Origin of the sequence: Nonomuraea sp. NPDC050383, assembly GCF_044459125.1 — a bacterium.
GTDB lineage: Bacteria > Actinomycetota > Actinomycetes > Streptosporangiales > Streptosporangiaceae > Nonomuraea.
Genome location: NZ_JBITIP010000003.1, coordinates 441,594 through 462,511 on the forward strand (window position 1 = coordinate 441,594; position 20,918 = coordinate 462,511).

General features: G+C 73.4%; 23 protein-coding genes. 16 read left to right on the plus strand and 7 right to left on the minus strand.

Features of this window, described 5'->3' with window-relative positions; all coding sequences use genetic code 11:
- Positions 1-95: 95 nt before the first annotated feature.
- Positions 96-494, minus strand: coding sequence for a DUF1992 domain-containing protein (locus ACIBG4_RS10355; RefSeq protein ID WP_397201560.1), 399 nt, complete (start codon positions 492-494; stop codon positions 96-98).
- 112 nt (positions 495-606) lie between these two features.
- On the opposite strand from ACIBG4_RS10355, the gene ACIBG4_RS10360 reads away from it, so the two are divergent.
- From ACIBG4_RS10360 to ACIBG4_RS10395, 8 genes are all read left to right on the plus strand, one after another.
- The gene (locus ACIBG4_RS10360; protein WP_310707882.1) at positions 607-1,206 is read left to right on the plus strand and encodes a sulfite oxidase-like oxidoreductase; all 600 of its coding nucleotides are present in this window, start codon (positions 607-609) and stop codon (positions 1,204-1,206) included.
- Between the two features lie 23 nt (positions 1,207-1,229).
- Positions 1,230-1,946: a ferredoxin reductase gene (locus ACIBG4_RS10365; RefSeq protein WP_397201561.1), complete on the plus strand. Its 717-nt coding sequence runs from the start codon at positions 1,230-1,232 to the stop codon at positions 1,944-1,946.
- A gap of 57 nt (positions 1,947-2,003) precedes the next feature.
- Positions 2,004-2,270: a DUF6510 family protein gene (locus ACIBG4_RS10370; RefSeq protein WP_310707880.1), complete on the plus strand. Its 267-nt coding sequence runs from the start codon at positions 2,004-2,006 to the stop codon at positions 2,268-2,270.
- Between the two features lie 150 nt (positions 2,271-2,420).
- Positions 2,421-3,830, plus strand: a complete 1,410-nt coding sequence (locus ACIBG4_RS10375; RefSeq protein ID WP_397201562.1) for an LCP family protein — start codon at positions 2,421-2,423, stop codon at positions 3,828-3,830.
- A 63-nt stretch (positions 3,831-3,893) separates the two neighbouring features.
- Positions 3,894-5,171 (plus strand): FAD-dependent monooxygenase, encoded by a 1,278-nt coding sequence (locus tag ACIBG4_RS10380; RefSeq protein WP_397201563.1) that lies wholly within the window; start codon positions 3,894-3,896, stop codon positions 5,169-5,171.
- Positions 5,172-5,209: 38 nt separating this feature from the next.
- The gene (locus ACIBG4_RS10385; protein ID WP_397201564.1) at positions 5,210-8,008 is read left to right on the plus strand and encodes a LuxR C-terminal-related transcriptional regulator; all 2,799 of its coding nucleotides are present in this window, start codon (positions 5,210-5,212) and stop codon (positions 8,006-8,008) included.
- 53 nt (positions 8,009-8,061) lie between these two features.
- Entirely contained in the window at positions 8,062-8,967 is a 906-nt protein-coding gene (locus ACIBG4_RS10390) for an alpha/beta fold hydrolase (RefSeq protein ID WP_397201565.1), read from the plus strand.
- Positions 8,968-9,070: 103 nt separating this feature from the next.
- On the plus strand, positions 9,071-9,196 hold the full coding sequence (locus ACIBG4_RS10395; protein ID WP_397201566.1) for a hypothetical protein: 126 nt from the start codon (positions 9,071-9,073) through the stop codon (positions 9,194-9,196).
- Positions 9,197-9,226: 30 nt separating this feature from the next.
- Here the strand turns inward: ACIBG4_RS10395 and ACIBG4_RS10400 are convergent, their stop codons facing one another.
- On the minus strand, positions 9,227-9,397 hold the full coding sequence (locus tag ACIBG4_RS10400; protein ID WP_397201567.1) for a DUF3073 domain-containing protein: 171 nt from the start codon (positions 9,395-9,397) through the stop codon (positions 9,227-9,229).
- A gap of 86 nt (positions 9,398-9,483) precedes the next feature.
- Between ACIBG4_RS10400 and ACIBG4_RS10405 the strand changes: the two genes are divergently transcribed.
- The 3 genes from ACIBG4_RS10405 to ACIBG4_RS10415 are packed head-to-tail and all read left to right on the plus strand — an operon-like array spanning position 9,484 to position 11,672.
- Positions 9,484-9,816 (plus strand): metalloregulator ArsR/SmtB family transcription factor, encoded by a 333-nt coding sequence (locus ACIBG4_RS10405; RefSeq protein WP_310707872.1) that lies wholly within the window; start codon positions 9,484-9,486, stop codon positions 9,814-9,816.
- A 51-nt stretch (positions 9,817-9,867) separates the two neighbouring features.
- Positions 9,868-10,746, plus strand: a complete 879-nt coding sequence (locus ACIBG4_RS10410) for a 1,4-dihydroxy-2-naphthoyl-CoA synthase (RefSeq protein WP_397201568.1) — start codon at positions 9,868-9,870, stop codon at positions 10,744-10,746.
- Between the two features lie 11 nt (positions 10,747-10,757).
- A complete protein-coding gene (locus tag ACIBG4_RS10415) occupies positions 10,758-11,672 on the plus strand; it encodes an aminoglycoside phosphotransferase family protein (RefSeq protein WP_397201569.1) in 915 nt (304 codons plus the stop codon).
- A gap of 3 nt (positions 11,673-11,675) precedes the next feature.
- Here ACIBG4_RS10415 and ACIBG4_RS10420 read toward each other — a convergent pair whose 3' ends face one another.
- Entirely contained in the window at positions 11,676-12,431 is a 756-nt protein-coding gene (locus tag ACIBG4_RS10420; RefSeq protein WP_397201570.1) for an HPP family protein, read from the minus strand.
- A 153-nt stretch (positions 12,432-12,584) separates the two neighbouring features.
- On the opposite strand from ACIBG4_RS10420, the gene ACIBG4_RS10425 reads away from it, so the two are divergent.
- Positions 12,585-13,082 carry a CGNR zinc finger domain-containing protein gene (locus ACIBG4_RS10425; RefSeq protein ID WP_397201571.1) on the plus strand — a complete coding sequence of 166 codons (498 nt, stop codon included), beginning with the start codon at positions 12,585-12,587 and terminating at the stop codon, positions 13,080-13,082.
- A gap of 17 nt (positions 13,083-13,099) precedes the next feature.
- Here ACIBG4_RS10425 and ACIBG4_RS10430 read toward each other — a convergent pair whose 3' ends face one another.
- Both ACIBG4_RS10430 and ACIBG4_RS10435 read right to left on the minus strand, forming a co-directional pair.
- Positions 13,100-14,011, minus strand: a complete 912-nt coding sequence (locus tag ACIBG4_RS10430) for an NADP-dependent oxidoreductase (protein WP_397201721.1) — start codon at positions 14,009-14,011, stop codon at positions 13,100-13,102.
- 156 nt (positions 14,012-14,167) lie between these two features.
- On the minus strand, positions 14,168-15,034 hold the full coding sequence (locus tag ACIBG4_RS10435) for a 4-hydroxy-tetrahydrodipicolinate synthase family protein (protein ID WP_397201572.1): 867 nt from the start codon (positions 15,032-15,034) through the stop codon (positions 14,168-14,170).
- 71 nt (positions 15,035-15,105) lie between these two features.
- On the opposite strand from ACIBG4_RS10435, the gene ACIBG4_RS10440 reads away from it, so the two are divergent.
- The gene (locus tag ACIBG4_RS10440) at positions 15,106-15,975 is read left to right on the plus strand and encodes a LysR substrate-binding domain-containing protein (RefSeq protein ID WP_397201573.1); all 870 of its coding nucleotides are present in this window, start codon (positions 15,106-15,108) and stop codon (positions 15,973-15,975) included.
- Positions 15,976-16,040: 65 nt separating this feature from the next.
- Here the strand turns inward: ACIBG4_RS10440 and ACIBG4_RS10445 are convergent, their stop codons facing one another.
- Positions 16,041-17,006 carry a serine hydrolase domain-containing protein gene (locus tag ACIBG4_RS10445; protein WP_397201575.1) on the minus strand — a complete coding sequence of 322 codons (966 nt, stop codon included), beginning with the start codon at positions 17,004-17,006 and terminating at the stop codon, positions 16,041-16,043.
- A gap of 118 nt (positions 17,007-17,124) precedes the next feature.
- Between ACIBG4_RS10445 and ACIBG4_RS10450 the strand changes: the two genes are divergently transcribed.
- The 3 genes from ACIBG4_RS10450 (at position 17,125) to ACIBG4_RS10460 (ending at position 19,488) form a co-directional block, all read left to right on the plus strand.
- On the plus strand, positions 17,125-18,123 hold the full coding sequence (locus ACIBG4_RS10450; protein ID WP_397201576.1) for a polyprenyl synthetase family protein: 999 nt from the start codon (positions 17,125-17,127) through the stop codon (positions 18,121-18,123).
- Between the two features lie 75 nt (positions 18,124-18,198).
- Positions 18,199-18,870, plus strand: coding sequence for a hypothetical protein (locus tag ACIBG4_RS10455; RefSeq protein WP_355438586.1), 672 nt, complete (start codon positions 18,199-18,201; stop codon positions 18,868-18,870).
- A gap of 48 nt (positions 18,871-18,918) precedes the next feature.
- Positions 18,919-19,488 (plus strand): hypothetical protein, encoded by a 570-nt coding sequence (locus tag ACIBG4_RS10460; RefSeq protein ID WP_397201577.1) that lies wholly within the window; start codon positions 18,919-18,921, stop codon positions 19,486-19,488.
- Here the strand turns inward: ACIBG4_RS10460 and ACIBG4_RS10465 are convergent.
- Positions 19,457-20,896 (minus strand): MFS transporter, encoded by a 1,440-nt coding sequence (locus tag ACIBG4_RS10465; RefSeq protein ID WP_310707860.1) that lies wholly within the window; start codon positions 20,894-20,896, stop codon positions 19,457-19,459. The two genes, ACIBG4_RS10460 and ACIBG4_RS10465, sit on opposite strands and share 32 nt — an antisense overlap.
- Positions 20,897-20,918: the final 22 nt, after the last annotated feature.

Here is a 20,918-nt window from a genome sequence, read left to right on the forward strand (position 1 = left end):
GGCCTGATTGTGAGCGCCGTCCCCCGGCGGGTCCATACACAACGCGCACAGCGGGAGGCGCGTTCGGCGGGAGACGCGTTCAGTGGGACGCGCGTTCAGCGAGAGGCGCGCCACTCCGCGACGACGCGCTCCACGTCGAACGGCAGCAGGTTGAGCGGCGGGCCGGACAGGCCGGTGCGGATGGCCTCGCGGATCCTCGCGTTGATCTCCTCGACGATCTGCCGCGCCTCGCGCTCGGAGCGGGCGGCGCGTGCCTCGGCCAGCGCCTCCTCGGCGTCCTTGCGCAGGGCGAGCGTCGGCGGCAGCGGCATGGACAGGCCCTCGCTGCGCAGCTTCTGCTTGATCCACCACATGTCGTCGTGCGGCTTGTCGAGGTCGGGCAGCGGCTTGCCCTTGCCCGGCAGGTCATCGAACTCGCCCCGCTCCTCCGCCTCGCGGATCTGCCGGTCGATCCACGACTCGAAGTTCACCCCGTACGGCTTGCGGTCGCTCAAGATGCGGCTCCCCGGATGACGACGGTCCCTCCTGCCAGGCTACGTGCCCCATGGGGATCATGAAATGGTGCCGTGATGGAATGGCGGGACAGGTGTCACTGAAGGAGGCCCCGTGGCCATCGTCTCGCGCGGCTTTCGCGGCCGCCCCAGAGAGGGCGGCGACCGGCTGCCGCCCGGCCAGTACCTCGTCGAGGACTTCCCCGTGCTGTCGGCCGGGCCGACGCCGCGGGTGCCGCTCGACCGGTGGGAGTTCACCATCGACACCGAGGCCGGCGAGACCCACCGCTGGTCGTGGCAGGAGCTCATGGCGCTGCCCGGCGAGCGGCCGACCGTCGACATCCACTGCGTCACCAAGTGGACCAAGCTCGGCACCCAGTGGGAGGGCGTCTCGCTCGACGTGCTCTTCGAGAACGTGGAGAGCGCCGCCGAGTACGCGCTGGTCCACTCGTACGGCGGCTACACCACCAACCTGCCGGTCGAGGACCTGCTCGACGGCAAGGCGTGGATCGTCCACACCTTCGACGGCGAGGAGCTGGCGCCCGTCCACGGCGGTCCGGCCCGGCTGCTGGTGCCTCACCTGTACTTCTGGAAGTCGGCCAAGTGGGTGCGCGGCATCCGGCTGGTGAACGAGGACTGGCCCGGCTTCTGGGAGACGGCCGGCTACCACAACTACGGTGACCCGTGGCGCGAGCAGCGCTACGAGGGCGACTAGTGGGGCGGCCGGCGACCCGCCGCGTGAGCTGGCGGCCCGCCCGGCTGACCGAGGTCCGCGACGAGACGCCCAGCGCCCGCACGCTGCGCTTCGCGGTGCCCGGCTGGTCCGGCCACCTCGCGGGCCAGCACGTGGACGTGCGGCTGACGGCCGACGACGGCTACAGCACGCAGCGCAGCTACTCGCTGGCCGCGCCCTCCGACGGTGAGACGGTCGAGCTGACCGTCGAGAGCGTGCCCGGCGGGGAGGTCTCGCCGTACCTGACCGAGATCATGGAGATCGGCGACGAGGTGGAGCTGCGCGGGCCGGTCGGCGGGTGGTTCGTGTGGCGGCCGGAGAGCGCCGCGCCGGTGCTGCTCGTCGCCGGCGGGTCTGGCATCGTGCCGCTGATGGCGATGCTCCGCGAGCGCCGCCGTGTGGGCAGCCGCGTGCCGTTCCGGCTGCTGTACTCGCTGCGCGGGCCCGGCAGCCGCTACTACGCCGAGGAGCTGCGCCGGCCCGAGCCCGGCGTCGACGTGACCTTCCTCTACACGCGCTCCACGCCCGTCCCCTGGCCCCGGCCGGCCGGGCGCGTCATGCTGGACGACCTCGCCGAGGGCGGCTGGCCCTCCTCGTTCGAGCCCGACTGCTACGTGTGCGGCCCGACGGGGTTCGTGGAGGCCGCCGCCGACCTGCTGCTCGCGCTCGGCCACGCCCCCGAGCGCATCCACACCGAACGCTTCGGCCCCACCGGGGGCTGACCGGACACCAGACATCTCGGCCTCACAACAGGCTGACCGGACCATCAGGGGACAGGCATGACCGCTGAACACCTCGACGGGAACGCGCTGGCCGGCCCGCTGGCCGAGCTGTTCGCCGTGGACGTCACCGCGGCGACCGGCCGGTGCGCGAGCTGCGGCCTGGCGGGGCCGATCGCCGCGCTGCACGTGTACGGCCCCGAGCCGGGACTGGTGGGCCGCTGCCCGGGGTGCGAGGAGGTCGTGCTGCGGGTGGTGCGCGGCCCCGGCAGCGCCTGGCTGGACCTGCGCGGCGCCCTGTCGCTCCGGGTGCCGCTGCCGGACTGACCATCAAGTCCGGCCAACCGGATATTTCGCCATCCTTACGTCCCCCATACGCGAGATAAGTACACTCGGCGTGGTTCAACCGGCCGAACATCTGCGCCACCAGGCTCTGGCCACGGGCGGTCCCCCCTCGGCCCCGTCTTTGGGAGTCATGTGAGCAGCGGGCTTGTCGACGCGCCGCCGTCCCCCCCGACCGGCACGTCCCGGCGCGGCCGGCGACGCTGGACGCGGTGGGTCCTGGTGGTCGCCGTCACGGTCGTCCTCCTGATCGCGGGCGGCGCGGTCGCCGTGTACGCCCGGCTGACCGGCAACGTCAAGCACACCGACGTGACCTCCGAGGACCTCGGCCCGACCCGCCCGCCCAAGGTCGCGGGCACGGCGCTCAACGTGCTGATCGTCGGCTCCGACCAGCGCAACGGCAAGAACGCCAAGTACGGCCGCGTGGCCGGCGAGCGCACCGACACCATCATGCTCGCCCACCTGTCGTCCGACCGGAACAACGCGATGGTCGTCAGCTTCCCCCGCGACTCGCTGGTCCAGCTCCCCGCCTGCCGCGCCAAGGGGAGCCTGCCCGGCCAGCAGGCCCACCTCGGCATGATCAACGAGTCGTTCAACTCCGGCGGCATCGCCTGCACGTGGCGGACCGTCGAGTCGCTCACCGGCATCCACATCGACCACTTCGTCAAGGTGGACTTCACGGGGTTCAAGGGCATGGTGGACGCCATCGGGGGCGTCGAGGTGTGCCTGCCCCAGGCCGTGAACGACAAGAAGGCCCTGCTCCACCTGCCCGCCGGCCGCCAGAGCCTCAACGGCGAGCAGGCGCTCGGCTACGTGCGCGCCCGCTACAGCCTCGGCGACGGCTCCGACATCGGCCGGATCCAGCGGCAGCAGATGTTCATCGCCTCGATGGTCAAGAAGGTGATGAGCGGCCAGACCCTGACCGACCCGGCCAAGCTGCTCGGGTTCCTCGACGCGGGCACCAAGGCCGTCACCACCGACCCCGGCCTCACCCCGTCCGTGATGAAGGATCTGGCGAGCAACCTCCAGGGGCTGAACGCCGGGAAGATCCGCTTCATCACCACGCCCTGGCACTACTCGCTGACCCAGCCCGGCCGGGTCGAATGGGTGCAGCCGCAGGCCGCCAGGCTGTTCCAGATCGTGGCCAAGGACCGCAGCCCGGAGGGCGTCAAGGGCGGCCAGACCAAGGTGGCCCGCTCCAAGGTCCAGATCGAGCTGCGCAACGGCACGTACCGCGGCGGCCTCGGCACCCAGGTCGCCGCCGCCCTCGAACAGCGCGGCTACCACATCACCAAGGTCGGCGACACGGCCCGCAAGCCGTACCCGAAGACCTCGGTCTTCTACTCGCCGAGCGGCGAGACCAGTGTCCCCACGCTGAGCAAGGACCTGCCGGCCGTGACGCCGCGCTCCGTCCCCAAGGCCAGGACGAGCCGGCTGATCCTCGTCATCGGCGACGACTGGAAGGGCCTGAAGCCGCTGCCGCCGGACGACACGGAGGCGATCGCGGGCTTCGACGCCACCCACGACACCTGCGCCGCCACCTGACCCGTCCGGCCGGGATGCAACCGGGCGCCTCATGGCCGCCGAAGGCGGGGGCAGGAGGTGGCCATGACCACAGACCATGGCGGTGGGCGGCCCCGGGCCGGCGAGGCGTACGACACCGGCTGTGTCGTCGTCGGAGGCGGGCCGGGGGGCGTCATGCTCGCGTACCTGCTGGCGCGCGGCGGGGCGCGGGTGACGCTGCTGGAGTCGCACGGCGACTTCAACCGCCGCTTCCGCGGCGACTCGATCGCGCCCGCAATTCTCGACTACCTGCACACGCTCGGGCTGGCCGACGAGATGCTGGAGACACTGCCCCACACCGTGGCCGGGGAGTTCGTCTGGCGGGCCGGTGGCCGCGCCTACATCCTGGCCGACTATCGCCGCGCCAGCCGCCGCTACCCCTACTACGCCCTCATCCCACAGGCCCGGTTCCTCCCGTTCATGGCGGAGAAGGCCGCCGCCTATCCCGGGTTGGAGCTGCGGATGGGGGCCCGTGTCGGCCGGCTCCTGCGCGACGGGGACGGCGGCCGGGTGAACGGGGTCGCGTACACGGAGGATGGCGTCACGCGCGAGCTGCGGGCCCGCGTGGTGGTGGCCGCCGACGGCCGCAACTCGAAGCTGCGCGGCCTCGGCGGCTTCACGGCGACCGAGCTGGGCGCCGGCCTCGACGTGCTCTGGTACGCGGTGCCGAGGACGCCGGACGACCCGCCCCTGTCGGGCCTGCAACTGGTCACCGCCCCCGGCGCCCTGCTGGCCGTGCTGAACCAGGACACGAGCTGGCAGCTCGGATACCTGATCGCCGCGGGCAGCCACGGCCGCGTCCGGGAGAGGGGCGTCGGGGCCGTCGTGGAGGCGTTCACGCGGGAGCTGCCGTGGCTGCGCGACCGGCTCTTCTCGCTGACCGACGTCAACCAGCTCACGCTGCTCCCGGTGCGGATCACCACGGTCGACACCTGGTACCGCCCGGGGCTGCTGCTCATCGGCGACGCCGCCCACGTGATCTCCCCGGTCGGGGGGAACGGCATCAACCTCGCCATCGCCGACGCCGCGGCCACCGCCAACGCGCTCCTGCCCTGCCTGCTCGACCCCGCCGCGCCGGCCGCCGCGCTGGACGCGGCCTGCCGCGAGGTGGAGGCCGTCCGCCGCCCGCCGACGGACAAGGAGCAGCGGAGTCAGCGGCGCGCCGAGCGCGCGGCGGCGGCCCGGATGGCCAAGGGGACGACGGCGCCGCCGTTCGTCTTCCGGCTGTTCGACCGGGTGCCGGCGCTGGCCACCCTGAACGGGCGGCAGAACGCCTCGCTCATCCGCGTGCCGTCGCCCCGGTCCGAGATCCTGCGGGCGTGACTCAGAGTCCGACATATCGCCGTATACAGTCCTTTCTCATGCTGTACGGCAGAGTCTCGGAGACCAGCGCGATCACCGGCCTCCTCGCCTCGGCCGCCGCCGGGGAGGGCGGGGCCCTGGTGCTGCGCGGCGAGGCCGGGGTCGGCAAGTCCGCCCTCCTGTCCCTGGCCGCCTCGCTGGGAGAAGCCTCCTCGGAAGGCCGCGCCATGCGGGTGCTGCGGGCCGGTGGGGTGGAGCCGGAGGCGGACCTCGCGTTCGCCGCGCTGCACCAGCTCCTGCGGCCCGTGACCGGCCTGCTCGACGCGCTCCCCGGGCCGCAGCGCGACGCGGTCGCCGGGGCGCTCGGTCTGGCCGCGCCCAGCTCGGACCGGTTCCTGGTGTCGGCCGGGGTGCTGTCACTGCTGGCCGAGGCGGCCGTACCGGACGGGCTGCTGTGCCTGGTGGACGACGTGCAGTGGCTCGACCGGGCGTCGGCGGACGCGCTGCTGTTCGCGGCCCGGCGGCTGCGCACCGAGGGCGTGGCGATGCTGCTGGCCGTCCGGGGTGACATGCCCGTGAAAGGGGTGCCGGAGCTGCGGGTGGGCGGGCTCGACGCGGACAGCGCGGGCGACCTGCTCGGGTCGCGGGTGGCCGTGACGCTCGGGTCCGGCGCCGGGGTGGCACCGGTCGTACGGGATCGGCTGGTGGCGCTGTCGGGCGGCAACCCGCTCGTGCTGAGGGAGACGGCGGCGCGGCTGACGGCCGGGCAGCTCGCCGGACGCGCGCCGCTCCCGGACCCGCTGCCGGGGGGCGAGCAGCTCTTCGGCGACCAGGTGGCGGGGCTGGGCGAGGCGGCCCGCCTGGTGCTGCTGGCCGCCTCGCTGGAGAGCGATCTCGACGTCGTCCTGCGCGCCTCGTCCCGTCTGAACGGCACCCTCCCCGACCCCGGGAACGGCCTCAGGAACGGGCCCGGGGACGACCCCGGGAACGGGCCCGGGAACGGGTTGGTGGAGGCGGAGGCGGCCGGTCTGGTGGCGGTGGAGGGCACGCGGGTGCGCTTCCGGCATCCGCTGGTCCGGTCGGCGGTCCACGCGTGGGCCGGCTCGGCGCGGCTGCGGCAGGCGCACGCGGTCCTCGCGGGGCTGGTCGAGGGTGACAGGCGAGCGTGGCACCTGGCCGCCGTCGCCCTGGCGCCGGACGAGGAGGTGGCCGCCGCCCTGGCCGCGTCGGCCGGGCGGGCACGGGCGCGCGGCGGGTACGGCGACGCGGCCACCGCCCTGGCCCGGTCCGCCGAGCTCACCCCCGACCCCGGCCGCCGGGCCGAGCGCCTGGTGGAGGCCGCCACGGCCGCCTGGCTCGCCGGCCGCCCAGGACAGGCCGAGACCCACCTCGCGGAGGCCCGCGAACTCGCCGAAACCCTGCCCGGTCATCCCACTGACCCCGGCGACACCCCGTACGACGAGACCGGGCGCCCCGCATCCCAGGGCGGGGTGCGGACGGTGGCGGAGCTGGTCGGGGAGATCGCGCGGTTGCGGGGCCGGTTCGAGCTGAACGGGGGCGACGCGGCCGAGGCCGTGCGCATCCTGGGCGCCGGCGACTCGCTGGAGGCGCTGGCCGACGCGTCCGAGGCGGCGAGCTACGTGGGTGACGTGGACGCCATCGTGGAGCTGGGGCGCCGGGCACGGGCCCATCCCAGGGGCTTCCTGCGGGACGCCGTGGCCGGCGTCGGCGCCATGCTGGATCCCGGCGGCGACGACGGTGAGGAGCTGCTGCGGGCGGCGCTGGCCCGTACCGGGGAGCTGCGGGAGGCCGCCGAGTTCCTGTGGGCGTGCGCGGCGGCCAGCTACCTCGGCGAGGCGGACGTGTCGGCCGAGCTGGCCGGCCGGGCGGGCGCCGTGGCCAGGATGTCGGGCATCGCGGGGCAGCTCCCGGTCGTGCTGGAGTTCGTCTCGACGGCCGAGCGCATCAGGGGCCGGCTGGCGGAGAGCGCCGCCATCGCGGAGGAGGGCCTGGCCCTGGCCCAGGAGGCCGGCTACACGAACTCGGTCGGCGCCCACCTGGCGAACCTCGCCGTCGTGGCCGCTCTGCGCGGCGAGGAGGAGACCTGCCGGCGGTACGCCGCCGAGGCGCTGGCCATCGCGATCCCGCACCGGGTCGGCCTGCGGGCGGCCGTCGCCTCGTACGCGCTGGCCATGCTGGATCTCGGGCTCGGCAGGTTCGAGGCCGCGCACGCCCGGTTCGTGTCGATCACCACGGCGGGGCCGGGCGCGGGGCACCCGACCGTGGTGTGGCGCTCGACCCCGGACCGGGTGGAGGCGGCCGTGGCGGCGGGCGATCCGGAGGCGGCGCGCGAGGCGGTCGAGGGGCTGGAGCGGTGGGCGGCCGGCGCGACGACCCCCGAGTCCAGGGCGCTGCTCGCCCGGTGCCGCGCCCTGGCCGGGGGCGGCGACGAGCTGTTCGAGGAGGCGCTGCGGCTGCACGGGGAGCCGTTCGAGGGGGCGCGCACGGCCCTGCTGTACGGCGAGCGGCTGCGCCGGACCCAACGGCCCGGACAGGCACGGGCGCACCTGCGGGCGGCGAGGGAGACGTTCCAGCGGCTGGGCGCCGAGCCGTGGGCGCGGCGGGCGCACGGCGAGCTGCGGGCGGCGGGCGAGACGGCGGCCCGGCCGCAGAGCGACGCGCTCGCGGCGCTCACGCCGCAGGAGCTGCGCATCGCGCGGCTGGTGGCGGCCGGCGCGTCCAGCAAGGAGGTGGCCGCCCAGCTCTTCCTCAGCCCGCGCACCGTCGAGTACCACCTGTACAAGGTGTATCCGAAGCTCGGCATCACCTCACGTACTGAGCTGGCCCGGCTGCTGTGAAGCCCAGTAGTCCTACGGAAGGCGTACGGGCGCCGGCCCGGCAGAGTTGCGGCATGCAAACGAACCTGATCGACATCGACGGCGTCCAGCTCCACACCGAGGAGTTCGGCGACCCGGCACACACGCCGATCCTGCTCATCATGGGCTCGATGACGCAGGGCGTCCTGTGGCCCGACGCGTTCGTGGGCCGGCTCGCGGCCGGCGGCCGGCGGGTGATCCGCTACGACCACCGCGACACGGGCCGCTCGTCCACCTTCGACTTCGCCGAGCACCCGTACACGTGGAAGGACGTCACGGACGACGTGCTGCGGGTCATGGACGCGTACGGCCTGGACAGCGCGCACCTCGTCGGCCATTCGGCGGGCGGGCTGCTCGGCCAGCTCATCGCCGTCCGGCACCCGGAGCGGGTCAGGACGCTCACCGTGATCGGCTCCTCCCCGCTCGGCGGGCACGAGGGCGAGGTGCTCATGCGGGCGCTCATGGGCGAGCCGCAGCCGGAGGGCAGCCTGCCGCCGCCCAGGCCCGAGTTCGTCGATCACTACCGGAAGGTGATCGCGAGCCCGCCGCCCGAGGGCCGGCGCGAGCGGATCGACGGCATGATCGAGGAGGCGCGGGTGCTGCACGGCACCGCGCTGCCGTTCGACGAGGACGCCGAGCGGCGGCTGCAGGAGCGCGTCCACGAGCGGGCGCGCGACCTCGCCGCCGCCGCGAACCACCGGCTGGCCTTCGCCGCCAAGCCCGACTTCGAGCCGGAGGGCGTGCTGCACCAGGTGAAGGCGCCGACGCTGGTCGTCGAGGGCACGCACGAGCCGGCCAAGCCGGGGCACGGCGCGATCATCGCGGAGCGGATCCCCGGGGCGCGGCTGCTCATGGTCGAGGGCATGGGGCACACCCTCCCGCCCGAGACGCACGAGGAACTGGCCGGCGCCATCCTCGCCCACACCGCCACCCGGACATGACCCCGGCGCGGCCGGCCGGTGGTGTACGGGGCGCCGAGGGTGCTCGACGCCCCGCTACGACTGGACGGCCGCCGGACGGTACGCCGGACCCGGCAGCCCGCTCGTGCACCACGACCCGGCGGTCCGGGACGAGCCCGAGGAGTCCGGGCGGCTCAGAAACGTCACGCTCGCGCCGGCCAGGCACGCCCGCGTCACCGCGCGGGCCCGTGCCCGTGCGCACACCTCGTGACCCGCCGCGACTGAGCAGCCCGGACCCGCCTCAACGGGCGGGCTCGGACTCCTGCTCGGACGACGTCACCGGATACAAGTCGTCACGCCTCGAGTCGACGCCGAGCTCCTCGCGCAGCCGGTCGTAGTCGATGGTGTGGCTGGTGTACTTCAGCTGGCGAGCGACCTTTGTCTGCTTCGCCTTGGCTCTTCCTCGGCCCATGGCAACTCCCTAGTCCCCGCTGTCATCCTAGCCAACAACGTTACGACTTGAAGAATTATGCAAGTGAACTGGATTAGTCTGTCACTATGCACGTGGAGGTCTACCAGGCCAAGGCCGACTTCTTCCGCACTCTCGGCCACCCCGCTCGCGTCCGAGTGCTGGAGCTGCTGCAGGAAGGACCGCTCCCCGTAAGGGATCTCCTGGCCCAGATCGACATCGAGGCGTCGAGCCTGTCCCAGCAGCTCGCGGTGCTGCGCAGGGCCGGGATCGTGAGCGCCATCCGCGAGGGCAGCACGGTCGTCTACACACTCGCGACCCCCGAGCTGTCCCAGCTCCTCGACACCGCCCGGCGCATCCTCACCGACATGCTCGCCGACCAGGGTGAGCTGCTGGCGGAGCTGCGAGCCGAGGTCACCTGACGAGCTCACCTGATCGGGGCGGCGCGAAGGTGTTCGGTTAGGCTCTGGCGCATGGTCTCCGAGCTGTTCGATCCCAAGGCGTGGCAGGCGGTCGAGGGATTCGACTTCACCGACATCACCTACCACCGGGCGGTCGACCAGGGCACGGTCCGCGTTGCGTTCAACCGCCCGGAGGTGCGCAACGCCTTCCGGCCGCAGACGGTCGACGAGCTCCACCGCGCGCTCGACCACGCCCGGCAGACCACCGACGTCGGCTGCGTCCTGCTCACCGGCAACGGCCCGTCGCCCAAGGACGGCGGCTGGGCGTTCTGCTCGGGCGGCGACCAGCGCATCAGGGGCAAGGACGGCTACCAGTACGCCGACGGCTCCCCCTCCACGGGCCGCCTGCACATCCTGGAGGTGCAACGGCTCATCCGGTTCATGCCGAAGATCGTGATCTGCGTGGTCCCCGGCTGGGCGGCCGGCGGCGGACACAGCCTGCACGTCGTGAGCGATCTCACACTGGCGAGCGAGGAGCACGCCCGCTTCAAGCAGACCGACGCCGACGTGGCCAGCTTCGACGGCGGCTTCGGCTCGGCGTACCTGGCCCGGCAGGTGGGCCAGAAGTTCGCCCGCGAGATCTTCTTCCTCGGCGACACCTACTCGGCGGCCGACGCGCACCGGATGGGCATGGTCAACGCCGTGGTGCCGCACGCCGAGCTGGAGGCCACGGCCCTCGACTGGGCCCGCAAGATCAACGGCAAGTCGCCGACGGCGCAGCGGATGCTGAAGTTCGCCTTCAACATGATCGACGACGGGCTCGTGGGGCAGCAGGTCTTCGCGGGCGAGGCGACCCGGCTCGCGTACATGACGGACGAGGCGGCCGAGGGGCGCGACTCGTTCCTGGAGAAGCGGGCGCCCGACTGGTCGCCGTACCCCTGGCACTACTGAGATCTCCCACGATGGAGATCGTGGTGCCGCCGGCGCTGACCGCGCTGCACGTGAAGCTCGACGGTGAGGCCGGGCGGGCCTGGTCGGCGGGGCTGCCCGCGCTGGCCGAGCGCTACCTGGAGGAGTGGGAGCTGCGCCTCGACGGCGGGCCGTGGCACGGCATGGTCTCGCTGGTGCTGCCCGTGGTGCGCGCCGACGGCACGCGGGCCGCGCTCAAGCTCCAGCCGGTGACCGACGAGAACGCCACTGAAGGCCCCGGCCTGCGCGCCTGGGCCGGGCGCGGCGTCGTACGGCTGCTGGAGGACGACCCGAGCACGGGCACGCTCCTGCTCGAACGGCTCGACGCGGACCGGTCGCTCTCGTCCGTGCCCGACGACATGGAGGCGCTGCGGATCCTGACGGGGCTGCTCGGGCGGCTGGTGGCCCTGCCCGCGCCGCCGGGGACGCGGCGGCTGGGCGACATCGCCCGCGGCATGCTGGACGACGTGCCCGCGACCGTCGGCGGGCTGGGCCGCGACGGCGACCGGGAATGGGTGGAGACCTGCGCGGCGGCCGTCGCCGAGGTGGCGGGCGAGCCGGGCGACCGGCTGCTCCACTGGGACCTGCACTACGACAACGTGCTCGCCGGTGACCGCGAGCCGTGGCTGGCCATCGACCCGAAGCCGCTCGCCGGCGACCCCGGGTTCGACCTCATGCCCGCGCTCCACAACCGGTGGGACGAGGTCGTGGCGTCAGGAGACGTGCGGCGGGCGGTGCTGAGGCGCTTCGACCTGATGACGGACCTGCTCGGGCTGGACCGGCCGCGGGCGGCCCGCTGGACGCTCGGCCGGGCCCTGCAGAACACGATCTGGGACGTCCAGGACGGCTCCGGCCGGATGAACGAGGTGCAGCTCGCCATCGCCCGGGCCGTGCGCGAGCGCGTCTAGCCGTCACAGCCAGTAGGCCGGGTACCGGTGGGCAGGCAGCAGCCGGCCGAGCAGCACGCCGCTGGCGATCACGACGGCGCTGGCCACGGCCACCGGGGTCAGCAGGTACCACGGGGCGGGCGCGGTGAGGCCTATGAGGGCCGCGGTGGCGGCGGCCGGCGGGTGCGGGGCGCGCAGCAGCAGCATCGGAGCCGTGGTGAGCGCCGCGGCGACGGCCGCCGTCCAGATCGACGGCCCGCCCACCGCGGTCACGGCCAGAGCCACCACGGTCGCGCCCGCGTGCCCGAGGACGACGCTGCGGGGCTGCGCGAACGGCGCGGCCGGGGCCAGGGCCACGATGGCGGCGCTGGCCACGAACGGCAGCGCGAACAGCGCCAGCCCGCTCACTCTGGCCACACCGGCGAGCACGAGCAGTGCCGCGAGCGCCGCCCCGGTCGCCGTCACCACCGTCCGGACCGGCACCCGGGCGGGAGCCCCCGACACGATCGCGCTGCGGAGGGCCAGGAGGCCCCGGTACCCACCGGTCCGCTCCCCGCGCGAGCCGAGTGAGGACGGCTCGGCGAGCGGTCGTGGGCCGCCCCTGAGGTCCGCCGCCTCGGGGGCCGTCGCGTCGCCGGGATGGAGGGGGCGCCGGACGTCCGCCGGTGCCGTCCCCCGTACGCGGCCCGGAGTGGCCGCCGGGTGGTCGGGTGACGGGGCCGGGCGGGACGGGCCGGCGGGATGGTCGGCGTGGCGGCGCTTGCGCGGGCGGTGGGGCATCGAGGCTCCAGACGTGGCGGCCGAGAGGACGGGGGAGGCCGCCAACCGGCTAAATCGCTTTGACCGGTTAAGTGGTAGCATGGCAAAAGATAACCGGTCAAACCGATTTGAGAGGTTAGCCAAGTGAGAGTCCGCCCGCTTCGCGGGGAGCCCGTGGCGTTGGACCTGGTCAACACGGTGTGGGTGGAGCACGGCGCGCGGGCCGACCAGCTCGACGACCTCGACGGGGTTCGTGCCTGGCTGTCCGACCACGCGATGGCCGCCGGCCCGGACTCCGATCTGGAGGCGGTGCGCGACCGGCTCGTGCCGGCCCGCGAGGCCGTACGGGACGCGCTCGAAGGCCGGGGTCACACTGGCCTCAACGACGTGCTCGGCCATGGCGCGGTCCGGCCGGTGATGCGTGACGGCGAGCCGGGCGAGCTGGTCGTCGTGGACGAGCCGGCCTGGCTGCCGGCGTGGACGGCGGCGGCGGCGTTCGTGCGGATGATGGGCGAGCGGCCGTCGCGGGTGCGCAGGTGCGCGCACCCCGACTGCATCCTGTGGTTCCTCGACGTGAGCAAGAACGGCAGTCGCCGCTGGTGCTCCATGGAGGGCTGCGGCAACCGCGCGAAGGTGGGCCGGTTCAACCAGCGGCACAGGACCACCGGCTGACCGGCCCCTGCCGGGCATCAGCCGACGATGAGGGCGATCTTGCCGCGGCCGTGGCCGGTCTCGATCTCCCGGTGCGCGTCCGCCGCCTCCTCCAGCCGGTACGTCCGCCGGATCGGGAAGAGCAGCCGGCCCGAGGCGTACTCCGCCGCGTACCGGCCGAGGCGCTCGGCCGTGCGCTCACCCCGCGTCACCTTGATGCCCAGCTCGGCGGCCTTGCCGTGCTCGACCAGCGTGAGGACGCGGGCCCGATCCTTGACCAGCTCCAGCGAGACGTCCACCGCCACCCCGCCGGCCCCGTCGAGGGCCACGTCCACGCCGCCGGGCGCGAGCGCGCGGACCCGGTCCGCCAGGCCGTCGCCGTACACGACGGGAACGGCCCCGAGGGCGCGCAGGTGCTCGTGGTTCTCCTCGCGGGCCGTGCCGATCACCGTGGCGCCCCGCCACCGGGCGATCTGCACCGCCGCCGTGCCCACCGCGCCGGCCGCGCCGTGGACGAGCAGCGTGTCGCCCTCGCCCACCGCGAGCCCGTCCAGCGCCAGCTCCGCCGTCTGCACGGCCGCGGTCAGCGCGCCCGCCACCTCCCACGGGACCCCGCCGGGCTTGGGGGTCACGTGGGCGGCCGGCACGACGATGTACTCCGCGTACGCGTTGAGCAACGAGAACCCGAGCACCTCGGTCCCCGGCTCGACACCTGACGCACCCTCCCCCACCTCGTCCACGACACCCGCGAACTCATTGCCGGGCACGCGCGGCAGCCCGCCGGTGACGCCCGGAGGGGTCCAGCCCCGACGAACCGCCGTGTCGAACGGCTGCACGCCCGCCGCCCGCACCCGCACCCGCACCTGCCCGGGCCCGGGCTCGGGCAGGGGCACCTCCATGACCTGGAGCACTTCGGGGCCGCCGGGGGTCGCGAACGCCGCTGCTCTCATCGTTGCCTGACTCATGCGCCGAGCGTGCCGCCTCAACCGCACTTGAGGTCAAGCGATGTTTTACGTGAAACATGCTCCGGGAAGCTCCGGACGCGCACCGGCGAACCGATCACCCGGCCGTCCTCACCAGTCGAGAGCAACGGGCCGCGCCGGCTATCAGCCCAGCAGGGCCAGGGCCGTCGTGATCGAGGGCTCGCTCGCGGGCAGCAGGGGCAGTCGGACGTCGGGTGTCGGGATGAGGCCCTGGGCGTGCAGGACGCCCTTGGTGACGGCCGGGTTCGGCTCGGCGAACAGGGCGGCCGACAGCCGGGTCAGGCGATGGCCGAGGTCCCGTGCCCGCGTCACGTCGCCCGCGCTCCAGGCCGCGGCGAGGTCGGCGAAGTCCGCGGGGGCGAGGTTCGCCGAGGCCATGATGCCGCCGGAGGCGCCCGCGGCGAGCAGCGGCGAGATGACCGCGTCGTCACCGCCCAGCACGTCGAAGCCCTCGGGCAGGTCGCCGAGCAGGTCCAGGACGTCCTGGTCCACGCCGCCGGTCGCGTACTTCACCCCGGCGATCATCGGGTGCCCGCCCAGGCGGCGCAGCGTGGCGGCGCCCACGGCCTGACCGGTGCGGTAGGGGATGTGGTAGATCACCAGCGGCACCGGTGTCCCGTCGGCCAGCGCCTCGAAGTGCGCGACGACGCCCCGCTCCGAGGGGCGCAGGAAGTACGGAACGGTCACCAGCGCGGCCGTGACGTCCGGCGGCAGCTCCTCCAGCGCCGCGAGCACCGAGCGGGTGTCGTTGCCGTTGATGCCCACGGTCAGCGGCGCCCCGCGCTCCCGGCAGACCTCGGCGCATACCTCGACCACCTGCGCGCGCTCGGCCGGCGTCAGCGCCGCGACCTCACCGGTGGTGCCGAGCGCCACCAGGCCGGACGCGCCCTCGTCGAGCACGCGGCGGGCGAGCTTGTCCAGCGCCCCGGCGGCCACCTCCCCGGTGGAGGCGAACGGCGTGACGAGCGGTACGTGGATTCCCTTCAGCATGCTTCGAGCCTGGCCTGGGCCCGTACGTCAGGTCCAGTTCGGATTCGTGCGGTTGAGCCTAAGCTGGACTGATGCTCGACCCTCGGAAGCTGCGCCTGCTTCGTGAGCTGGCCAGGCGCGGCACGATCGCCGCCGTCGCCGAAGCCGTCATGTTCACTCCCTCGGCGGTGTCGCAGCAGCTCAGCGCGCTGGAGCGGGAGGCGGGCGTGCCGCTGCTGCGGCGGACCGGCCGCGCCGTCACGCTGACCCCGGCGGGTCGCCTGCTGGTGGAGCACGCGCAGGCCGTACTGGAGGAGCTGGAGCGCGCGTCGGCGGCGCTGGCGGCCGTCCGGGGCGAGCCGTCGGGGCCCGTGCGGATCGGCGCGTTCCCGACGGCGGCCCGCGCGCTGATGCCCGCCGCGCTCGCCGAGCTGGCCCGCGCCTGCCCGGCGCTGGAGCCGATGGTGTCGGAGATCGACCCCGCCGACGTCTCCGGCGCGCTGCGGGCGGGCGAGCTGGACGTCGCCCTGGTCCACGAGTACGACTTCGTGCCGCCGGAGGCGGACCCCGCGCTGGCCACGGAGCCGCTGTTCGCCGAGTCCATGTACCTGACCGGCCGGACGGCGCTCGCCGAGGCCCGCGACGACCCGTGGATCACCGGCAAGCCCGGCACGCTCTGCCACGCCATGACGATCCGGGCCTGCCAGGCGGCGGGGTTCGAGCCGCGGGTGCGTCACCAGGTGGACGACTTCGACACGGTCCTCGCGTTCGCGGCGGCCGGGCAGGGCGTCGCGCTGGTGCCGCGCCTGGCCGCGCTCGCCCCGCCGCCGGGCGTGACGCTCACCGAGCTGCCGCTGAGCCGCCGCACGCTGGCGGCCTTCCGCAGGGGGTACGGCGGCCACCCGGCGATCGGGGCGGCCGTGGCCGCGTTCCGCGCCGCGATCGGCCGCCTCCCTCTGTGAGGCGGGTGTCAGTCTGTGAGGCGGGTGTCAGTCCGTGAGCCCGGTGTCAGTCTGTGAGCCCGGTGTCAGTCCTCCCTGAGCACCTCCTCCAGCGCCACCGCGGCGCTCGACTGCTCGGCGCCGTCGTACTCGCCGGCCGTGAGAGCCACCACCATCCGCCGTTCGGGGACCACCACGATCCGCTGGCCGCCGTTGCCGGTCGCGCCCACCCACTGCCCCGGGCTCACGTACCACTGGTACCCGTAGGCGAACCCCTCCGAGATCTCGACCCGGGGCCGCAGCATCTCGCCGATCCACCACTCCGGCACCAGCCCGCGCCCGCCGTCGAGCACCAGCGACCCCAGCCCGGCCAGGTCACGCGGGCGCAGCCGCAGCCCGGCGGCGGCGAGCACGACCCCGCCGTTGGCCGTCCACTCGAACGGCATCCCGAGCGGCCCGAACAGCCGCTCCCGCGCGAACTCCTCCAGCGGCACGCCCGCCCCGTCGGCGATGAGTCTGCCGAGCAGCGCGGACGCCCCGCCGCAGTAGTGCCACCGCTTCCCGGGCTCCTCCACGACGGGACGCTCCAGGACGTACCGGTAGCGGTCGGGCGCCGCCTCCATGGCCAGCTCGCTGTTGGCGGTGCTGGTGTACGGCACGTTCTCGTTCCAGTCCAGGCCGAGGGTCATGGTCAGCGCGTGTTCCACCGTGAGGCCCTCCCTGCCCTCCGCCAGGTCCGCGTACGCGGGGAAGGCCGGCAGCAGCGGCTCGCCGGGACCGGGCACCAGGCCGTCGCCCAGGGCAATGCCGTACAGGAGGGCGACCACGCTCTTGGTCACGGACCGGACGTCGTGCAGCACGTCCGGCCCGAACGTCACGTGCCCCAGGGGCTCGCCCAGCCGGAAGTCCTCCCCGTCGCCGTACCGCTCCAGGACCACCCGCCCGTCTCGGACCACGACGAGCCCGTGCAGGCCCGGCGCCCTCCCGGCCGCCAGCAGCCCGTCGACCCGCTCGGCGATGCCCATGCGTTCCTCCTCCGTAGCCGTCGTCATGAGAACAGGCGTACAGCCTGCCACGGTGTCAGACTCCACCCCCGTGGCGCCGAGCGGCCTGAGGCTCCTCTCAGCGTCTCTCAGGGACGGCTCAGCGAGCACCAGGCAGGCTGGGCGCATGGACCAGCTCATCGGCTCCCCCGCCATCGCCCGGGGCCTGCGCGACGTCGAGGACCGGATCGGCCGGCTCGGCGGCTCCTCCGCGCTGCCGGGCATCAACGCGGGCGCCGGCCGGATCATCAGCGCCGGCGGCAAGCGGCTGCGGCCGGCGCTGACCCTGGCCACCGCGCTGGCCCTGGGCCGGACGCCCAACCGCCGGGTCGTCACGGCCGCCGCCTGCGTGGAGCTGATACACGCCGGATCGCTGGTCCATGACGACCTCATGGACGGCGCGACCGAGCGGCGCGGCGCGCGCACGCTCAACGCCGAGCTGGGCGACGGCAAGGCACTGGTCATCGGCGACTTCATGCTGGCCAGGGCGGGGCTGGCGGCGATCACCGCGGTGTCCCGGCCGGTGGCCGAGGTGCTGGCCGCGGCCGTGGTGGAGCTGGCCGAGGGGCAGTACCTGGAGACGGCCTCCCTGTACGACCCCCACCGCACCGTCGAGGCGGCGCTGGCCTCGATCCGCGGCAAGACGGCCGCGCTGTTCCGCGCCGGGTGCCTGGTGGCGGCGATCTGCGCGCGGGCCACCGCCGAGGAGCGGGCCGGGATGGCGGCGTACGGGGAGCGGTTCGGGCTGATCTTCCAGATCCTCGACGACCTGCTCGACCTGACCGCGCCGAGCGGCCTGCTGGGCAAGCCGGCGGGCCAGGACCTGCGCCACGGCGTCTACACGCTGCCGCTGCTGCTGACCCGGGACGCGGGGGCGACCGGGTCGCTGGGCGGGGAGCTGACCGGCGAGCAGGTGGAGGAGGTGATCCGGGAGCTGCGGGCGGCGGGGATGGTGGAGCTCACGCTGGAGTACTGCCGCGGGCTGGCCGCCGACGCGGTCGCCGCGCTCCCGGTGCTCCGCCACGGCGAGGCCGCGGCCCTGCTGTACGGCCTGCCGACCGCGTACCTCCGGCAGGTGAGCGAGATCGTCGGGTCGACGAGCGTCGGCTGCGATTTGTTGGAATGATTGGAAGGAATAACCCGACAGATCCCCGAAATTGTGCTCATACTGGAGGCAGCTGGCCCTCTACAGGAGCACCTCATGCGGAAGACACCCCCTCGCATGACGCCGGAGGAGGAGCTGTCTGCGACCCAGTTCCTCCAACTCGCCGCAGTCGACTTCACCGGCATCTACGCCGTCCACCTCGCCGCCAAGGACGAGCGGCTGAAGATGACCAGGCTGGGGATGAGTCTGCTGTCCGGCCCCTTCCTGGCGACCATCGCGCTCATCAGCGCCAAGGTGGTGGACCCGCGCGCCCTCACCTCCTGGCACACCGTGCCGTGGTACCTGTTCGCCCTGGTGACGGCGTTCGGGCTGCTGACCGGGCTGCCGTTCCTGCGGCTGATCGAGGCGGTCAACGCGCACGCCCGCACCGCGCGGGCGATCAACAACTTCCGCCTCCTGTACGCGACCCGGCTCAAGGACGAGCTGGCCTGGTCGCCGAACCTGCCGGTGGACCCGCGCTACCCGGAGACGTTCGCGCCGCTCGCCTGGCCGGGGATCAACGTCATGATGCTGGCCGTCGCCGACAGCGCCTACCTGGTGGTCGGCGTCACCGGCCTCAGCGGCCAGGCGCCCAACGCGGTGCTGCTGAGCACCAGCATCGCGCTGGTGGCGCTGGTCCACTACTCGGTCTACTACGTGCGCTGCAACGTCACGAGGCGGCGCCGCCTGCCACGCAATCCGTACGAGTTCCCGAACGTGGAGACCTGAATGCCCGGCCCTGCGATGTGGGCGTCATGTGGGGAGGCGTGGATCTGGATGATGCGCCATGTGTGGACGGAGGGCGCGCTCGGCGACGACGACCGCGGCCCCGTCATGGAGGGGCCGCCCGTGCTCTTCGAGATGGCGCAGGTGCGGCGGGACGACCCGCTGCTGGAGAGGTACGGCGACGCCGACCGGCTCGCGCTCTACTGCCGCAAGTTCACCCAGGACACGGTCGTGTCCCCGTTCAAGTACAGCTACGGGGCCCGGATCCGGGGGCAGCTCGGGTGGGCCGTGGACCTGCTGCGCACCAAGCCGTACAGCAAGAGCGCCTGGATCTCGCTGACCGGGCCGGGTGAGCCGTACGACTCGGTGCCGTGCCTGAGCGGGCTGGCCTTCCGGATCCGCGACGGCGGGCTGGTGATGACGGCGGCGTTCCGGTCGCAGAACGCGTTCACCAGCTACCTGAACTACGTGCCGCTGTCGGACGTCCAGACCGGGGTCGCGCGGAGCCTCGGCCTGGACTGCGGTCCGATGCGGGTGTTCGTCGACGTGCCGCACCTCTACCTGTCCGACAGCACGCAGGTGCTGAGGGTCATGCGGCCGTGTCCACCGAAGCCGCCGTGAGCGGCGCGGCGATCTCCTCCAGGCCCTTCTGCTCGGCCTTGACCCCGAGGAACAGCTCCACGATCCCCGCGGCGATCATGATGACGGCGCCGATGCTGAACGCCAGCGCCGTGTCCCCCGGCACGCCGGTGGAGACCAGCCCGGCGAAGACCAGCGGACCGGCGATGCCGCCCGCCGCGGTGCCGATCGCGAAGAAGAACGCGATCGCCATCGCCCTGGTCTCCATGGGGAAGATCTCGCTGACCGTCAGGTAGGCCGAGCTGGCGCCCGCCGAGGCGACGAACAGCACCGCGCACCAGCAGGCGGTCAGCGTGACGGCGGTGAGCATGCCCTGGCTGAACAGCCACGCGGTGCCGAGCAGCAGCAGGCCCGAGCCGATGTACGTCGCCGAGATCATCGGCACCCGGCCGACCGTGTCGAACAGCTTCCCGAGCAGCAGCGGCCCGAGGAAGTTGCCGACCGCGATCACGGCGAAGTAGTACCCGGTATGCGTGTCGATCTTGTAGAACGTGGACAGGATCTGCGCGTACCCGAAGGTGATGGCGTTGTAGAGGAACGCCTGCCCGATGAACAGCGACAGCCCGAGGATCGTGCGCTTGGGGTAGAGCGCCACCATGGTGTGCGCGATCCGGCCGAAGCCGATCGACTTGCGCTGGTGGATGGTGACCGAGCTCTTCGGCTCCGGCAGGTCGCCGCCCACCTGCTCCTCGATCTCGCCGACGAGCTGCTCGGCCTCCTTGCCCCGGCCGTGGATGAACAGCCAGCGCGGGCTCTCCGGCACGTGCCGGCGTACGAGCAGGATGGCCAGGCCGAGCACCACGCCGAGACCGAAGGCGACCCGCCAGCCGATGTTGACCGGCAGGTCGTTGAGCAGCGGCACGGTCAGCAGGGCGCCGCCCGCCGCGCCGAGCCAGTAGCTGCCGTTGATGATGATGTCGATGCGGCCCCGGTGGCGGCTCGGGATGAGCTCGTCGATGGCCGAGTTGATGGCCGCGTACTCCCCGCCGATGCCGAATCCGGTCATGAACCTGAACAGGAAGAACCACCAGGCGTTGAAGGAGAAGGCCGTCATCGCCGTCGCCACCAGGTACACGACGAGCGTGATGATGAACAGCTTCTTACGCCCGTACTTGTCGGTCAGCCAGCCGAAGAACAGGGCGCCCAGACAGGCTCCGGCCACGTACAGGGCGGCGGCGGTCCCGGCCACCTGGCCCTGGGTGATGTCGATGCCGCTGCCGGGCTTGGCGAGCTGGGCCGAGAGGTTTCCGACGATGGTGACTTCGAGGCCGTCGAGGATCCAGACGGTGCCGAGTCCGATGACGATCATCCAGTGCCAGCGTGACCACGGCAGCCGGTCCAGCCGTGCAGGCACCTTGGTGGTGATTGTGCCGGTATCCACGTCCCTCATGAAGAGAACCTGGTACCCGAGC

Coding starts and splice junctions, on each gene's coding strand:
- ACIBG4_RS10370 (WP_310707880.1), top strand. CDS start 2,004: ATGACCGCTGAACACCTCGACGGGAACGCGCTGGCCGGCCCGCTGGCC.
- ACIBG4_RS10380 (WP_397201563.1), top strand. CDS start 3,894: ATGACCACAGACCATGGCGGTGGGCGGCCCCGGGCCGGCGAGGCGTAC.
- ACIBG4_RS10385 (WP_397201564.1), top strand. CDS start 5,210: ATGCTGTACGGCAGAGTCTCGGAGACCAGCGCGATCACCGGCCTCCTC.
- ACIBG4_RS10390 (WP_397201565.1), top strand. CDS start 8,062: ATGCAAACGAACCTGATCGACATCGACGGCGTCCAGCTCCACACCGAG.
- ACIBG4_RS10400 (WP_397201567.1), bottom strand. CDS start 9,397: ATGGGCCGAGGAAGAGCCAAGGCGAAGCAGACAAAGGTCGCTCGCCAG.
- ACIBG4_RS10405 (WP_310707872.1), top strand. CDS start 9,484: ATGCACGTGGAGGTCTACCAGGCCAAGGCCGACTTCTTCCGCACTCTC.
- ACIBG4_RS10410 (WP_397201568.1), top strand. CDS start 9,868: ATGGTCTCCGAGCTGTTCGATCCCAAGGCGTGGCAGGCGGTCGAGGGA.
- ACIBG4_RS10415 (WP_397201569.1), top strand. CDS start 10,758: ATGGAGATCGTGGTGCCGCCGGCGCTGACCGCGCTGCACGTGAAGCTC.
- ACIBG4_RS10420 (WP_397201570.1), bottom strand. CDS start 12,431: ATGCCCCACCGCCCGCGCAAGCGCCGCCACGCCGACCATCCCGCCGGC.
- ACIBG4_RS10430 (WP_397201721.1), bottom strand. CDS start 14,011: ATGAGAGCAGCGGCGTTCGCGACCCCCGGCGGCCCCGAAGTGCTCCAG.
- ACIBG4_RS10435 (WP_397201572.1), bottom strand. CDS start 15,034: ATGCTGAAGGGAATCCACGTACCGCTCGTCACGCCGTTCGCCTCCACC.
- ACIBG4_RS10440 (WP_397201573.1), top strand. CDS start 15,106: ATGCTCGACCCTCGGAAGCTGCGCCTGCTTCGTGAGCTGGCCAGGCGC.
- ACIBG4_RS10445 (WP_397201575.1), bottom strand. CDS start 17,006: ATGACGACGGCTACGGAGGAGGAACGCATGGGCATCGCCGAGCGGGTC.
- ACIBG4_RS10450 (WP_397201576.1), top strand. CDS start 17,125: ATGGACCAGCTCATCGGCTCCCCCGCCATCGCCCGGGGCCTGCGCGAC.
- ACIBG4_RS10455 (WP_355438586.1), top strand. CDS start 18,199: ATGCGGAAGACACCCCCTCGCATGACGCCGGAGGAGGAGCTGTCTGCG.
- ACIBG4_RS10460 (WP_397201577.1), top strand. CDS start 18,919: ATGATGCGCCATGTGTGGACGGAGGGCGCGCTCGGCGACGACGACCGC.
- ACIBG4_RS10465 (WP_310707860.1), bottom strand. CDS start 20,896: ATGAGGGACGTGGATACCGGCACAATCACCACCAAGGTGCCTGCACGG.